Here is a 13,381-nt window from a genome sequence, read left to right as displayed (position 1 = left end):
GGCGACCGCCCGTCGGAGTCGAGGGCCGGCAGCGGCGTTTCGGGGTCCGCACGCAGCAGGCGACGCTCACGGCGAGTCCTCGCCATGGGTGCGTCGATTCCGCTGCCTGGCCTCCCCAGAAGGCCGCGATCCTCAGATCGATGCATCCTCACACTCTAGCCGCGGCTGCATTCCGAGCCACCATCGATTCCGGGATCGCCCGCGGATCCGCGGCGGGCGGCGGAAGTCAGCGCAGTGGTACCGTCGGGCCCATTCCGGACTGCTCGATGTACCGCAGCAGCACGCCCTCGCGCAGAGCCCACGGGCACACCTCGAGTTCGTCGATGTCCAGCATCTCCATCGCGGTGAGCAGGCACACGGCGGCCGCCGTGATCTGGAACGTGCGGTCGGGCGTGATCCCGGGGAGCTCCTGCCGAGCGGATGCCGGGATGCGGGCCAGGCGCGGCACCCACGATGCCAGCGAGGCGCGGGGGAGCAGCATCCGCTCCGACCCGGACCAGCCGCGCGTCGGATAGCCGACCAGCCGTGCCAGCGACCGGATCGCCTTCGACGTTCCGACGACGTGGTCGGGATCGGGGAGCACGCGGAAGCTCTCGATGATCGGTGCCAGTGTGCTCTCGGCGTGCGCCCGCAGCACGGCGACGCGCTCCTCCCCGGGCGGATCGTCGCTGAGGAACTGCAGAGTCATGCGGCCGGCGCCGAGGGGAGCGGATGCCGAGACCTCGGGCAGCTCGTCCTCGCCAGCGGCGAACTCGAACGAGCCGCCGCCGATGTCGAGCAGCATCAGCCGTCCCGCCGACCAGCCGAACCAGCGTCGCACGGCGAGGAATGTGAGCTCGGCCTCCATCTCCCCGGTCAGCACCTGCAGCGGCTGACCGAGCCGCGCCTCGATGCGGGTGATGACCTCCGCGCCGTTGGCGGCCTCGCGCACGGCGCTCGTGGCGGTGGCGATCAGGGTGTGCAGGTCGTCGGCGTCGGCGACCCGACGCGCCTGATCGACAGCATCCTCCAGAGCCCTGACGCCCTCGGGGCTGATCGCGCCCCCGGGTGTGAGGTAGCGCATCAGGCGCAGCACCGTCCGGTCGCTCGTCGTCGCCAGCGGGCGTCCACCGGGGTGGATGTCCGCCGCCAGCATGTGGACGGTGTTGGAACCGATGTCGAGGACTCCCAAGCGCACGGCACGAGATTACTCGTGCGTGGGCGCCGCGACATCCCTCTCCGATGGCCGCGACATCCGCTGTTCACCCGGCGGATACGATGTAACCCGTGACCGCCGCCCCCAATCTGCCGCTGTCCCAGTACCGCGAGATCGACCGCGCCGATTGGGCGCGCCTGTCGGCAGGTCTCGATCAGCCGCTCAGCGAGACCGAGGTCGTCGGCATCCGCGGCATCGGCGACCGGCTCAACCTCGACGAGGTGCGCGAGGTCTACATGCCGCTGAGCCGCCTGCTCAGCCTGTACGCGTCGTCGATCCGCAAGCTGGGCGCCGCGACCAGCGAGTTCCTGCAGGAGGACGACTCCACCACGCCGTTCGTGGTGGGCGTCGCCGGCTCCGTGGCGGTCGGCAAGTCGACCATCGCCCGTCTGCTGCGCGAGCTCATGAGCCGCTGGCCCGGGACGCCGCGGGTCGAGCTCGTCACCACCGACGGCTTCCTGTATCCGAACGCCGAACTCGAGCGTCGCGGCCTGATGGACCGCAAGGGCTTCCCCGAGTCCTACGACCGCCGTGCGCTGATCTCCTTCCTCACCGAGGTGAAGAGCGGGGCGGCCGAGGTGCGCGCGCCGTTCTACTCGCACATGCGGTACGACATCGTGCCCGACGCGCACGTGGTCGTGCGCAGCCCCGACGTGGTGATCGTGGAGGGGCTGAACGTGCTGCAGCCGCCGCCCGCCCCGAACGACGTGGCCGTCAGCGACCTGTTCGACTTCTCGATCTACGTCGACGCTGCCCCCGAGCACATCGAGCGCTGGTACATCGACCGCTTCCTCGCGCTGCGCAAGGGCGCGTTCGCGAATCCGTCGTCGTACTTCAACGTGTTCGCGCACCTCACCGACGACGAGGCGGTGACGACGGCTCTCGGGTACTGGAACGAGATCAACATGCCGAACCTGCTCGAGAACGTCATGCCCACCAAGCACCGCGCGACGCTCGTGCTGCGCAAGGGTGCCGACCACGCCGTGGAGAGCGTGCAGCTGCGCAAGGTGTGACCGCGGCTCCGACGTTCGTTCAGAGGCCTCGCAAAAACCCCCGCTTATCCTTGATCCCATGTGTGGAATCGTCGGATACGTGGGCCCGCGGCCCAGCCAGGACATCCTTCTCGCGGGTCTCGCCCGTCTCGAATACCGCGGCTACGACTCGGCGGGCATCGCCGTGATCGACGAGAGCGGCGCTCTCGGCATGCGCAAGAAGGCAGGCAAGCTCAAGGTGCTGCGCGACTCGCTGGCGGATGCCGCGCTGGCTGACGGCACGACCGGCATCGGCCACACCCGGTGGGCGACGCATGGCGGCCCCACCGACGGCAACGCGCACCCGCACCTCGCCGATGACGACAAGCTCGCTCTGATCCACAACGGCATCATCGAGAACTTCGCAGCACTGCGTGACGAACTGAGCGCCGAGGGCGTCACCTTCCTCAGCGAGACTGACACCGAGGTCGCGGCCGCTCTGCTCGGGCGCGAGTACCGACGCACCGGCGACCTGGCCTCCGCCTTCCGCAACGTGGTCAACCGCCTGGAGGGTGCGTTCACGCTGCTGGCCGTCCACCAGGACGAGCCGGGCCTGGTCGTCGGCGCCCGTCGCAACTCGCCGCTGGTGATCGGCCTGGGCGAGGGCGAGAACTTCCTCGGCTCGGACGTCGCCGCGTTCGTCGAGCACACCCGCAGCGCGCTCGCCATCGGGCAGGACCAGATCGTCGCGATCACCCCCGACTCGGTGACGGTCACCGACTTCGACGGCAACTCCGTCGAGGCCCAGCCCTTCGAGGTCTCCTGGGACGCCGCGGCCGCCGAGAAGGGCGGCTGGTCCTCGTTCATGGCCAAGGAGGTCGCCGAGCAGCCCGAGGCTGTCGCGAACACCATCCGCGGCCGGATCCAGGGCGACGAGGTCGTCATCCCCGAGCTCGACGGACTCGACGACCTGTTCACCGGCATCAACCGCGTGATCATCACCGCCTGCGGCACCGCCTCGTATGCGGCGCTGGTCGGCAAGTACGCGATCGAGCAGTGGGCACGCGTGCCCGTCGACGTCGAGCTCGCGCACGAGTTCCGCTACCGCGACCCGGTGATCGGCGACGACACCCTCGTCGTCTCGATCAGCCAGTCCGGCGAGACGATGGACACCCTGATGGCGGTCAAGTACGCGAACGAGCGCGGTGCGAAGACCCTGTCGGTCTGCAACACGCAGGGCGCGACCATCCCGCGCGAGTCGGATGCCGTCGTCTACACGCACGCGGGCCCCGAGGTCGCCGTCGCATCGACCAAGGCGTTCTCTGCGCAGATCACGGCCCTGCTGCTTCTGGGCCTGCACATGGGGCGGGTGCGCGGCACCGCCTCGGCATCCGATGTCCGTGAGGCCGCCGGCGAGCTGCAGTCGCTGCCCGAGAAGGTCGCGCAGGTGCTGGCCGAGGAGACCGAGCACGTCTCGCAGCTGGCCGGCTGGATGGCCGACACCCGCTCGGTGCTGTTCCTGGGTCGTCACGTCGGATTCCCGATCGCGCTCGAGGGCGCGCTCAAGCTCAAGGAGATCTCGTACATCCACGCCGAGGGATTCGCCGCCGGCGAGCTCAAGCACGGCCCGATCGCGCTGATCGAGCCCGGCCAGCCCGTGTTCGTGCTGGTGCCCTCGCCGCGCCACTCCGCGCTGATCCACTCCAAGGTGGTCTCGAACATCCAGGAGATCCGCGCCCGCGGTGCCCGTGTGATCGTCGTGGCGGAGGAGGGCGACGCCGCCGTGCTGCCCTACGCCGACGAGGTCATCCGCATCCCGCTCGCCGGGCCGCTGTTCGAGCCGATCCTCGCGGTCGTCCCGCTGCAGATCTTCGCCATGGCGCTCGCCACGGCCAAGGGCCTGGACGTCGACCAGCCCCGCAACCTCGCGAAGTCGGTCACCGTGGAGTGAGCTGACAGCTCGGCTCGCTCGTCGCACTGCGGGGGCCGACACGCCAGATCTCAGACGTTCTCTCTGGAGACGTCCGAGAAGTGGCGTGCCGGCCCCCGATCTCTGTCCGCCCCTGGCTCGACGCGTCGACGGCCTCGGATGCCGGGCATCCGACGCCCCGAGTAGGCTGAAAGGGTGATCATCGGCACCGGAATCGACCTCGTCGACGTCGCGCGGTTCGAGCGCTCGGTGACCCGCACTCCGCGCCTCCTGGACAGGCTCTTCACTCCGTCCGAGCAGCAGCTGCGCCTGCGCTCACTGGCCGCGCGGTACGCCGCCAAGGAGGCGCTGATCAAGGCGCTCGGCGGCAGCGACGGCGTGTACTGGACCGAGATCGAGATCGCCTCCGAGGCTTCCGGCCGACCGCACTTCGTGCTCAGCGGCTCGACTGCCGCGGTCGTCGCCGAGCGCGGAATCACGGCCCTGCACCTGAGCCTCACCCACGACGCCGGCCTCGCCGCCGCGTACGTCATCGCCGAGAGGACGGATGCCGCATGACCCGCACTTTCCCGTTCCGTCAGGCCACGATCGACCTCGGCGCGATCGCCGAGAACGTCCGCCACCTGCGCAGCCTCACCGGCGTGCAGGTGATCGGCGTGGTCAAAGCGAACGGCTACGGACACGGTGCCGCCGCCGTCGCCACGGCCGCGCTCGCCGGAGGCGCCTCGCGGATCGGCACGGCGACCCTGGAGGAGTCCTTCGCGCTGCGCCGCGCGGGCATCACCGCGCCGCTGGTCGCCTGGCTGCACGAACCCGGCCGGCGGTTCGACGACGCGGTCGAGGCCGAGATCGAGATCGGCGTCTCCTCGTTCGCACAGCTCAACGCGGCATCCGAGGCCGGATCCCTGGCATCCGTCCACCTCAAGGTGGACACCGGGCTCTCCCGCAACGGCATCCCCACTGAGCAGCTCGAGCAGGTGCTCGCCGAAGCCGCCCGGCTGGAGCGGATCGGACGCATCCGCATCGTCGGCATCTTCAGCCATCTCTCCGGCGCGAGCCCCGACGACGACCGGGCGCAGCTCGCCCGCTACCAGGAGATCCTCGCGCAGGCCGAGTCCTTCGGCATCCGTCCGGAGATCCGCCACCTCGCCGCCACCGCAGGCGCGATCTCGCTGCCCGAGGCGCGGCTCGACGCGGTGCGCGTGGGCCTCGGCCTCTACGGGCTGTCGCCCTTCGCCGACCGCACCTCGGCTGATCTGGGGCTGCGTCCGGCGATGAAGCTCAGCGCGGCTGTCGCGAACGTCCGCCGGGTCACCGCCGGCACCGGCGTCTCGTACGACTACGCGTACCACTGCGACCGGGACACCACGCTCGCGCTCGTGCCGCTCGGCTATGCCGACGGCGTGCCGCGTCAGGCATCCGGCGTCGGCCCGGTGCTGATCAACGGACGCCCGCACACCGTCGCGGGCCGCATCGCCATGGACCAGTTCGTCGTCGACGTCGGCGACGAGCCCGTCGAGGTGGGCGACGAGGTCGTGCTGTTCGGCGACCCGACACTCGGTCATCCGTCGGCGACGGACTGGGCGGATGCCGCGGGCACCATCAACTACGAGATCGTCACGCGCATCGGCGACCGCGTGCCCCGGCGGACCGTGTCATGAGCATCGATCCCGCGTTCCTGGGGCGGCACGAGATCGCCACCTCGGACGCCATGGAGCGGCTCGGCCTGCACATCGGTGAGCAGCTGCAGGCCGGCGACCTGCTCGTGCTGACCGGGCCGCTCGGTGCAGGCAAGACGACCTTCACACGTGGGCTCGCCGAGGGGCTCGGCGTGCGCGGGCCCGTGCAGAGCCCGACCTTCGTGATCGCCCGCACGCATCCCTCGCTGGTCGGGGGAGCGCCGCTCGTGCACGTGGACGCGTACCGTCTGGGCTCGGCCGCCGAACTGGACGACCTGGACATCGACTTCGCGCGCTCGGTGGTCGTGATCGAGTGGGGGCGGCCGATGGCCTCATCGGTCGCGGACGCCTGGTGGGACATCGAGCTGGAGCGTCCGGTCGGAGGCGTCGCCGACCTGGCGGACGAGGATCTGGATGCCGATGCGCCGAGGTTCGTGAGGATCGAGCGCGTCGAGGCCTGAGATCGTACGGTCGCGCGTCAGCGCGCGATGCCCATGCCGTCGAGGGACCCGTCCACGTCGAAGCCGAGCTCCTCGGCCGTGGCGAACTGTTCCTCGGCTGCCGCCGGGTCCGGGGTGAGCCCGTCGTCCCCGCGCAGCAGCATGACGCCCGCGATGAACGCGGCACGGGCGTGGCCGTTGTCGCCCGCTCGGCTGTACCACTCGACGGCCTTCCGCGCGTCCTGCTCGACGCCCTGGCCGGTCGCGTACATGCCGCCGAGATTCGCCTGCGCGCGTGCACTGCCCAGGTCGGCCGCGCGGCGGGTCCAGTCCGCGGCGGCCTCGGGGCGGAGGATGCTGAGCTCGAACGCGGCATCAGCGTCTCCCCGCGCGGCCGCAGCCTCGAAGAACGGCAGGGCCGCGGCGACGTCCTGCGCGTACCCGTACCCCTGGCTGATGAAGTAGCCCAGCAGAAGCTGCACGCCGGCGTCCTCGGGATCGGCGGAGTACAGCGCACTCAGGCGCTCCACGGCCGCGGGGGCCATCGACTCGTCACGGGCGAAATAGGCGGCCCGAATCCAGCCGACCGCGCCGGCCAGCGACCCCGAGGCATCGGCTCGGCGCAGGAGCGCGACGCCCTGCCCGAGATCCCTGCCGGGATACGGCGCCCACGGAGCCACCTCACCGGACACATACAGCGCGCCCAGGTCGAGCATCGCCCTCACCAGGCCCCGGTCTGCGGCGGCGCGGTACGCCCGGATCATCACCTGGTCGGCGTCGCCCGGGAGCAGACCGATCGTGTGCTCCGCGCGTTCGAACGAGCCGCGCAGCTCGACCGCCGCTCCGTACAGCTGCTCGGCGGTGGCTTCAGGGTCGATCAGGAGGTGGGAGGCGGTCTCGTAGCTCACACCACGACCGTACCCGCCGGGCCCGGCTCCCGGCCGAGGCCCAGCGGCCGCCGACTAATCTGGAGGGGTGATCCTCGCCGTCGACACCTCCCTGGGCACCGCCGTCGCCGTCATCGACGCCGACGGGCGCACCGTCGCCGAGGCCTCCACGCCCGACCCGCTCGGACACGCCGAGGTGATCGGTGATCTGCTCGCCGAGGTCGCACGCCCCGGCATCACGCACGTGATCGCGGGCATGGGCCCCGGACCCTTCACCGGCCTGCGCATCGGCATCGCGGCGGCGCGCACCTTCGCGCTCGGGCGCGGGATCCCGGTCATCCCGATCCCCAGCCACTTCGCGATCGCGCAGGCGGCGGGCATCCAGGACCGATTCGCGGTCGTCACCGACGCCCGCCGTCGTGAGATCGCGGTGAGCGTCTTCGACGGAGCGGATGCCGACGGCATCCCGCACCTGGTGCTCCCCACGCGCCTGGAGAAGCGCGGTGCCGAACTCGCCGAGCCGGTGCACGAGGTCGCCGAGCTCTCGGCCTCCGCCCTGGCTCTCGTCGGCGCCCGCGCGATCGCCGCCGGCCGGACCCTCGCCGATGCCGAGCCGCTCTACCTGCGCTCGCCGGATGTCGTGCAGCCCGGCGCTCCGAAGCGGGTGAGCGCATGACCCTCCGCCTCGCGACCGGCGACGACCTCGCCGCGATCATGGACCTCGAGCGCCGCAGCTTTCCCACGGACGCGTGGAGCGAGGGCACCATGCGCGCTGAGGTCGCCAGCGCCCACAACCACTACCTCGTCGATGAGGAGGGCGGACGCGTGGTCGGCTACGGCGGGCTGCGCGCACTGCGCGGCGGATCGGATGCCGACATCCAGACCATCGCGCTCGATGAGTCTGTCCGAGGGCAGGGGAGGGGTCGTGCCCTGCTGCGCGCGCTGATCGCCGAGGCGGGCGCCCGCGGGGCCCGCGAGCTGTTCCTCGAAGTGCGCGCCGACAATCCCGTCGCCGAGGGCCTGTACCGGTCGGAGGGCTTCGCGGAGCTGGGGCGCCGCCCGCGCTACTACCAGCCCGATGACGTGGACGCCGTGGTGATGCGGCTCGACCTGCAGGCCTGGACCGTCGGCGCAGCATCCGGGCAGGAGGCCTCCGCATGACCACCACCGAACCCCTCGTGCTCGGCATCGAGACCAGCTGCGACGAGACCGGCATCGGCATCGTGCGCGGCCGCACCCTGCTCTCGAACACGATCGCGTCGAGCATGGACGAGCACGCCCGCTACGGCGGCGTCGTTCCCGAGGTCGCCGCGCGTGCACATCTGGAGGCCCTGCAGCCGTCGATCGAGCGGGCCCTTGCCGAGGCGGAGGTGACCCTCGACGACCTGGACGCCATCGCCGTGACCAGCGGGCCCGGCCTGGCCGGTGCGCTCATGGTCGGCGTGGGCGCAGCCAAGGGCCTCGCGGTGTCTCTGGGGAAGCCGCTGTACGCGGTGAACCATCTGGTCGGGCACATCGCCGCCGACATCGTCGCCGGGGATGCGGAGCCCATCGAGTACCCGACGATCGCCCTGCTCGTCAGCGGAGGCCACACGTCACTGCTGCATGTGCGCGATCTCACGACCGATGTCGAGCTGCTCGGCGAGACCGTCGACGACGCGGCCGGCGAGGCCTTCGACAAGGTCGCCCGCCTGCTGGGGCTCCCGTACCCCGGCGGGCCGCAGATCGACAAGGCCGCGGTCGGCGGCGACCCGAAGGCGATCCGCTTCCCACGAGGGCTGGCCAAGGCATCCGATCTGGAGAAGCACCGCTACGACTTCTCGTTCTCGGGGCTGAAGACGGCGGTCGCCCGCTGGATCGAGCGCGCCGAGGCCAACGGCGAGGAGGTCCCCGTCGCCGATGTCGCCGCCAGCTTCCGCGAAGCGGTGGTCGACGTGCTGGTGACCAAGGCACTCGCCGCCTGCCAGGACCGAGGCGTCCCTCGCCTGCTGCTGGGCGGTGGCGTGATCGCCAATCGGCGTCTGCGCGAGGTGACGCTGGAGCGCGCCGCCGCGGCCGGCGTCACCGTGCGCATCCCTCCGCTGAGCCTGTGCACGGACAACGGTGCGATGATCGCCGGCCTCGCAGCAGAGCTGATCTCGAGCGGCCGTGGCGCGTCGACACTGGCGTTCGGGGCGGACTCGACGCTGCCCGTGACCGAGATCCAGGTGAGCCCGGCATGACCGATCCGCGCATCGAGGGACCCACTCCCGAGGTCGAGCGACCCGAGGGGAGTGCGGCGCTGCCCGGTGCGTCGAAGGGCTACGGCAAGCTGCCGACCGCGCCGATCCCGGTCGAGCGGACCACCCACGAGCCGGATGCCGAGGAGTTCGCGACGCGGTCGGACTGGGAGCCGCACGCGGAGTCGGACCCGGTGCCGGTGGATGACGCCAGGCTTGCGCCGTGGGCCCTGTTCGCCGCGATCGTCGCGCTGGCGACGTCGATGTTCGTGGGGTGGGGGATACCGGTGGCGATCGTCGCCGTGATCTCGGCGATCATGTCACTGCGGCGCCCGCTGGAGAGCCGCGCCATTGCGATGTGGGCTCTTGTTCTCGGACTGTGTGCCACGCTGTTCAGTGCGGGCTGGCTGATCTGGGCGACCATGCAGTTCGAGAGACTGGGGTGATGGATGCTGGAGGGGGTGGAAGCTGCACGACGACGTGAGCTTCAGTTGCGTGCCTACGCACCCGGGGGCTCGCTGACGGATGCCGAGGCCGCTGAGCTGCGCGATCTGGACGCGCGCAATCTGACGACTCCCGTGGTTGCGCCCCCGATCCCCGAGCCGGCGCCGACTCGAGATGACGCGTTCCGAGCCGCGGTGATGTGGGCGGGATCGTCGCAGGAGCCGAGGCGGGCGTCCTCGGACACGGACCCCGAGCAGCCGGCTGCTGATCCGGACCCTGCGCGTGTGCCCGCGGCATCCGCTCGTCGTCACTTCCCTCAGCGCCTGCTGATCCCGGTCATCGCGATCGTCGCGGTGGTGCTGGGTCTCGTCGCCGGCCGTCTCGTCTTCGGCGAGCACACGCCGATGACCGCCGCGCAGCAGACGGCGTGGGCGAAGCTCGACGCCTCCGGGACGTACGAGCCCGGTTCCCTTCGACTGGTCGGCAGCAAGTACGGGGTGGATGCCTGGAAGGGAACCCAGTCCGCATCCAAGCTCGAGTGCCTGATCCTGACCCGCGAAGGCGGCTCGGACGACCCGACCGACGGCCACTCGGCCGGCTGCCTGAACCCGGATCAGCGCGCGAACGGGGAGCAGCTGCAGGCCAACCTGGACTACAGCGAAAAGCGCGTCCAGTACTCGGTGTGGGCGGCGGTCGTGGAGGACATCAACGGCGAGCAGGCCGTGGTGATGCAGCGCCAGAACATGACCGAAGGATTCGACTGGCGTGCGATGTACGGGGAGTCCGAACTCGCCATGGTCAGCGTGCTCGAGGATGCGGGGTTCTCGGGCCAGATGCTGAACATCCTCGGCTACGACGGCGACACCCCGGTGTGGAGCGGCGTCGACGACGAGCAGCGGCAGTGCCTGATGGTGGTGCAGGGGGACGGGGTCGTGCAGCAGTGCGGCGGGCCCGCACGAATCGAGCCGCTCGAGCTGACGATCGGCGACACCACATACGCCATCGAGCACACTACCGACCGCGGGGACGCGTTGACAATCTACCGGGGTACGGGGGTGCAGGGATGAGCGATGCGGATGCCGCACGCCGGCGTGAGCTCCAGCGCCGCCTCTATGCCCCAGGCGGCGCACTGACCCCGGAGGAGACCGAGGAACTGCGGATGCTGTCGGCACCGAGGTCCGCCGACGACCACGCGTCGGCGGCCTCCGCGACTGCGGAGCCGGACGCGGATGCCGCGAGGGTCAGGACGGACACGGGGAGGACATCGGAGTCCGATGTCGTCGGGGAGACGTCGCTGCCCGACAACCGGAACGACCCGTCGACGGGACCAGCGATGCCGGGGCCGGTGTACGCGGCTCCGCCAGGCCAGCCGGCGGCAATCGAGAAGCCCGCGTCCCCCTCGGCGGAGAGATATCGCCCGCGGTGGCTCATCCCCGCGGTGGCGGCGGCCGCCCTGGTCGTCGGGCTCGGAATCGGCTGGATGACAGTGCCGCATCCCGCCGCGCGTACGGCGCCTGCGATGTCCGCCGAACAGCAGAAGATCCAGCGCGAGATCATCACGTCGGGAGAGGTGGACGCCGGCACTCTCGAGTTCGCCGGCGAGCAGTACGGCGCCTCCGTGTGGACGGCCTCCCGCGGCAAGGAGCGGTGCGTGGTCATCGCCGCGCAGGAGCAGCGCAGCACGGCGTGCGGCGGCACGGCGGGCTACCCCCGCGGCGACACCATCGCAGCCGGTGTGAACGGTCTTCAAGAAGGTGACACGACCAGATCGGTGAACGCGCTCCTCACCAGGACGATCAACGGGGACTGGACCGTGTTCGTCCAGCAGTGGGAGGCGGACGTCAACGACGACTCGTGGCAGCAGCAGTACTCGGATGCGGAGATGCGGCTGGTCGGTGCGTTGCAGGATGCCGGATTCGACGGCCAGAACCTGACGATCCTGGGTCGCGACGGCGACCTGCCGATCTGGTTCGACTACAACCGCGGCGGCTGCGTGGCCGTGGTCGATCCGGAGACGCTCGAGATCGCGAAGGCCTGCGGGGCCGACGGCTCGACCGAGACGGTAGAACTGCCCTATCGGGAAGCGGTCTACAGCGTGAAGTGGACGGAACGGCGCGGACCCGTCCTGACGATCATCCGCGGCCCGCAGGCGATCACCACGGTCGTCTGCGACACCGATGGCACCTGCAACCCGATCGACGAGAACGAGAACTGATCAGACCCGGTCGGCGAGGATCGCCACGCGTCCGGCCGGTGTCCGGGTGAGGAGCAGCGTCGCCTGCTGTGAGCCCTTCAGCGTCAGCTTCTTCCGGAACACCGCCGGGTCGATGTCCATGCCGCGCTTCTTGATCTCGAGCCGGCCGATGTCGTTCGCCCTGAGCGCCGCATTGATGGTCTTGGGATGCGCGGGCATGGTCTCCCGCACGCGGAACGACTGCACGAACGGGCTCGTCACCGCGGCGTCGCCGGTGAGATAGGCGATCTGCTCGTCGAGCATCCCCGCATCCAGCATCCGTGCCGCGTCGCCGATCAGCCGCGCACGGATCACGGCCCCGTCCGGTTCGTGCACGAATGCGCCGAGCTCGCGGACCGGTGCGTCCTCGGCATCAGCTTCCGCGGTCAGCTCGTGGGTCTGCCCGCCGGCCACGATCAGCGCCGACCGGCGGATGCCGTCGCGGGCGAGCGCGCCGCTCCACAGCACCAGTTCGACCACGCTGCCGTCGGCGCTGACCCACTGCGCCTCGACGTCGTCGGGGATGAGATCGCGGTCCAGCCCCGGTCCGAGCTTGATCCCCGTCGGGTGGCTGCGCGCGACCTCGAAGCACCAGTCCAGCGACGGCGACCAGTCGGATGCGGACAGTCGGCGCGTCTCGCTGTGCCCGGCGGTGCGCCGGGCGGGGTCCAGCCACACCGCACCGTCGGCCGCCGAGCGCTTCGCGCGGGAATGTGCGCTTCGCGCGGACGAATCCGCGGATTCTGTCCGCGGCAAGCGCACATTCCCGCCGCTGGCGCTCAGGAACTCCTCGGCCTGGCCGTGGCGTACGGTCGCGTCGAACGGCGCGAGGTTGTACGCCGCGATGCCGGCGGTCACCTCATCGGCGTCCACCGCCGTCACGGTCAGCCCCGCACCCGCGAAGGCGAGGCTGTCGCCGCCGATGCCGCAGCCGAGATCGGTGACCGCGGTGATCCCGGCCCGTCGCATCCGCACGGCGTGCAGCGTGGCGACGTTCAGCCGCGTGGCCTGCTCGAGCCCGGCCCGGGTGAACAGCATCCGCTCGGCGAACTCGCCGAACTTCGCCGCCGCCTTCACCCGCAGGTGCGCCTGTCCGACCACGGCCGACACGAGCTCCGGGGAGTGGCCGGCCGCGCGCAGCCGCGACACGGCGCGCGCGACGTCGCCGGACGACTCGACCGGCCCGACCTCGTCGAGCAGCGCGAGGCCGTCGCGGGTGAGCAGGGCGGTCAGCTCGGACATGTCCACCCGACCAGCCTACGGTCGCGCGTCCCGGCCCGCCCGGTTGGCACTCGCATTGCATGAGTGCCAGCCGTCGGCATACACTGGAGTTAGCACCCTCGGCATGAGAGTGCTAACAGTCTTCTGATCTCAGTCACGAAA

At 70.8% G+C, this 13,381-nt stretch carries 14 protein-coding genes; 11 read left to right on the top strand and 3 right to left on the bottom strand.

The window, feature by feature from the left end:
• Positions 1 to 226: 226 nt before the first annotated feature.
• Positions 227 to 1,177, bottom strand: coding sequence for a Ppx/GppA phosphatase family protein (locus MIAR_RS09630; protein ID WP_285634745.1), 951 nt, complete (start codon positions 1,175 to 1,177; stop codon positions 227 to 229).
• A gap of 89 nt (positions 1,178 to 1,266) precedes the next feature.
• Here MIAR_RS09630 and coaA point away from each other — a divergent pair, with 89 nt between their 5' ends.
• The 5 genes from coaA (at position 1,267) to tsaE (ending at position 6,236) form a co-directional block, all read left to right on the top strand.
• Positions 1,267 to 2,208 (top strand): type I pantothenate kinase, encoded by a 942-nt coding sequence (gene coaA / locus MIAR_RS09625; RefSeq protein WP_285634743.1) that lies wholly within the window; start codon positions 1,267 to 1,269, stop codon positions 2,206 to 2,208.
• 58 nt (positions 2,209 to 2,266) lie between these two features.
• Positions 2,267 to 4,117, top strand: coding sequence for a glutamine--fructose-6-phosphate transaminase (isomerizing) (gene glmS, locus MIAR_RS09620; protein ID WP_285634741.1), 1,851 nt, complete (start codon positions 2,267 to 2,269; stop codon positions 4,115 to 4,117).
• 174 nt (positions 4,118 to 4,291) lie between these two features.
• A complete protein-coding gene (locus tag MIAR_RS09615) occupies positions 4,292 to 4,654 on the top strand; it encodes a holo-ACP synthase (protein WP_285634739.1) in 363 nt (120 codons plus the stop codon).
• A complete protein-coding gene (alr, locus tag MIAR_RS09610) occupies positions 4,651 to 5,757 on the top strand; it encodes an alanine racemase (protein WP_285634736.1) in 1,107 nt (368 codons plus the stop codon). Before MIAR_RS09615 ends, alr begins: the two co-directional genes overlap by 4 nt.
• Complete coding sequence (gene tsaE, locus MIAR_RS09605) at positions 5,754 to 6,236, top strand: tRNA (adenosine(37)-N6)-threonylcarbamoyltransferase complex ATPase subunit type 1 TsaE (RefSeq protein ID WP_285634733.1); 483 nt, start codon at positions 5,754 to 5,756, stop codon at positions 6,234 to 6,236. The genes alr and tsaE overlap by 4 nt, the downstream gene beginning before the upstream one ends.
• A gap of 17 nt (positions 6,237 to 6,253) precedes the next feature.
• On the opposite strand, the gene MIAR_RS09600 is transcribed toward tsaE, so the two are convergent.
• The gene (locus tag MIAR_RS09600; protein WP_285634730.1) at positions 6,254 to 7,123 is read right to left on the bottom strand and encodes a tetratricopeptide repeat protein; all 870 of its coding nucleotides are present in this window, start codon (positions 7,121 to 7,123) and stop codon (positions 6,254 to 6,256) included.
• 67 nt (positions 7,124 to 7,190) lie between these two features.
• Between MIAR_RS09600 and tsaB the strand changes: the two genes are divergently transcribed.
• Genes tsaB through MIAR_RS09570 form a run of 6 tightly spaced genes read left to right on the top strand, consistent with a single transcriptional unit; the run spans position 7,191 to position 11,980 of the window.
• Positions 7,191 to 7,778 carry a tRNA (adenosine(37)-N6)-threonylcarbamoyltransferase complex dimerization subunit type 1 TsaB gene (gene tsaB, locus MIAR_RS09595; RefSeq protein WP_285634728.1) on the top strand — a complete coding sequence of 196 codons (588 nt, stop codon included), beginning with the start codon at positions 7,191 to 7,193 and terminating at the stop codon, positions 7,776 to 7,778.
• A complete protein-coding gene (rimI, locus tag MIAR_RS09590; RefSeq protein ID WP_285634725.1) occupies positions 7,775 to 8,263 on the top strand; it encodes a ribosomal protein S18-alanine N-acetyltransferase in 489 nt (162 codons plus the stop codon). The genes tsaB and rimI overlap by 4 nt, the downstream gene beginning before the upstream one ends.
• A complete protein-coding gene (tsaD, locus tag MIAR_RS09585; protein WP_285634723.1) occupies positions 8,260 to 9,324 on the top strand; it encodes a tRNA (adenosine(37)-N6)-threonylcarbamoyltransferase complex transferase subunit TsaD in 1,065 nt (354 codons plus the stop codon). Before rimI ends, tsaD begins: the two co-directional genes overlap by 4 nt.
• Positions 9,321 to 9,767: a hypothetical protein gene (locus MIAR_RS09580; RefSeq protein WP_285634720.1), complete on the top strand. Its 447-nt coding sequence runs from the start codon at positions 9,321 to 9,323 to the stop codon at positions 9,765 to 9,767. The genes tsaD and MIAR_RS09580 overlap by 4 nt, the downstream gene beginning before the upstream one ends.
• Before the next feature lie 15 nt (positions 9,768 to 9,782).
• Entirely contained in the window at positions 9,783 to 10,832 is a 1,050-nt protein-coding gene (locus tag MIAR_RS09575) for a hypothetical protein (protein WP_285634717.1), read from the top strand.
• The gene (locus MIAR_RS09570) at positions 10,829 to 11,980 is read left to right on the top strand and encodes a hypothetical protein (protein WP_285634714.1); all 1,152 of its coding nucleotides are present in this window, start codon (positions 10,829 to 10,831) and stop codon (positions 11,978 to 11,980) included. The genes MIAR_RS09575 and MIAR_RS09570 overlap by 4 nt, the downstream gene beginning before the upstream one ends.
• On the opposite strand, the gene MIAR_RS09565 is transcribed toward MIAR_RS09570, so the two are convergent.
• Positions 11,981 to 13,246, bottom strand: a complete 1,266-nt coding sequence (locus MIAR_RS09565) for a class I SAM-dependent methyltransferase (RefSeq protein ID WP_285634711.1) — start codon at positions 13,244 to 13,246, stop codon at positions 11,981 to 11,983.
• Positions 13,247 to 13,381: the final 135 nt, after the last annotated feature.

This window comes from Microbacterium arabinogalactanolyticum (assembly GCF_030268005.1).
In the GTDB taxonomy this organism is placed as follows: Bacteria; Actinomycetota; Actinomycetes; order Actinomycetales; family Microbacteriaceae; genus Microbacterium; species Microbacterium arabinogalactanolyticum.
This window is presented reverse-complemented; position numbering and strand designations above follow the sequence as displayed.

Excerpts from the sequence above, each read along its gene's own strand:
- glmS (WP_285634741.1), top strand. The coding sequence starts at position 2,267 with ATGTGTGGAATCGTCGGATACGTGGGCCCGCGGCCCAGCCAGGACATC.
- alr (WP_285634736.1), top strand. The coding sequence starts at position 4,651 with ATGACCCGCACTTTCCCGTTCCGTCAGGCCACGATCGACCTCGGCGCG.
- tsaE (WP_285634733.1), top strand. The coding sequence starts at position 5,754 with ATGAGCATCGATCCCGCGTTCCTGGGGCGGCACGAGATCGCCACCTCG.
- rimI (WP_285634725.1), top strand. The coding sequence starts at position 7,775 with ATGACCCTCCGCCTCGCGACCGGCGACGACCTCGCCGCGATCATGGAC.
- tsaD (WP_285634723.1), top strand. The coding sequence starts at position 8,260 with ATGACCACCACCGAACCCCTCGTGCTCGGCATCGAGACCAGCTGCGAC.
- MIAR_RS09580 (WP_285634720.1), top strand. The coding sequence starts at position 9,321 with ATGACCGATCCGCGCATCGAGGGACCCACTCCCGAGGTCGAGCGACCC.
- MIAR_RS09570 (WP_285634714.1), top strand. The coding sequence starts at position 10,829 with ATGAGCGATGCGGATGCCGCACGCCGGCGTGAGCTCCAGCGCCGCCTC.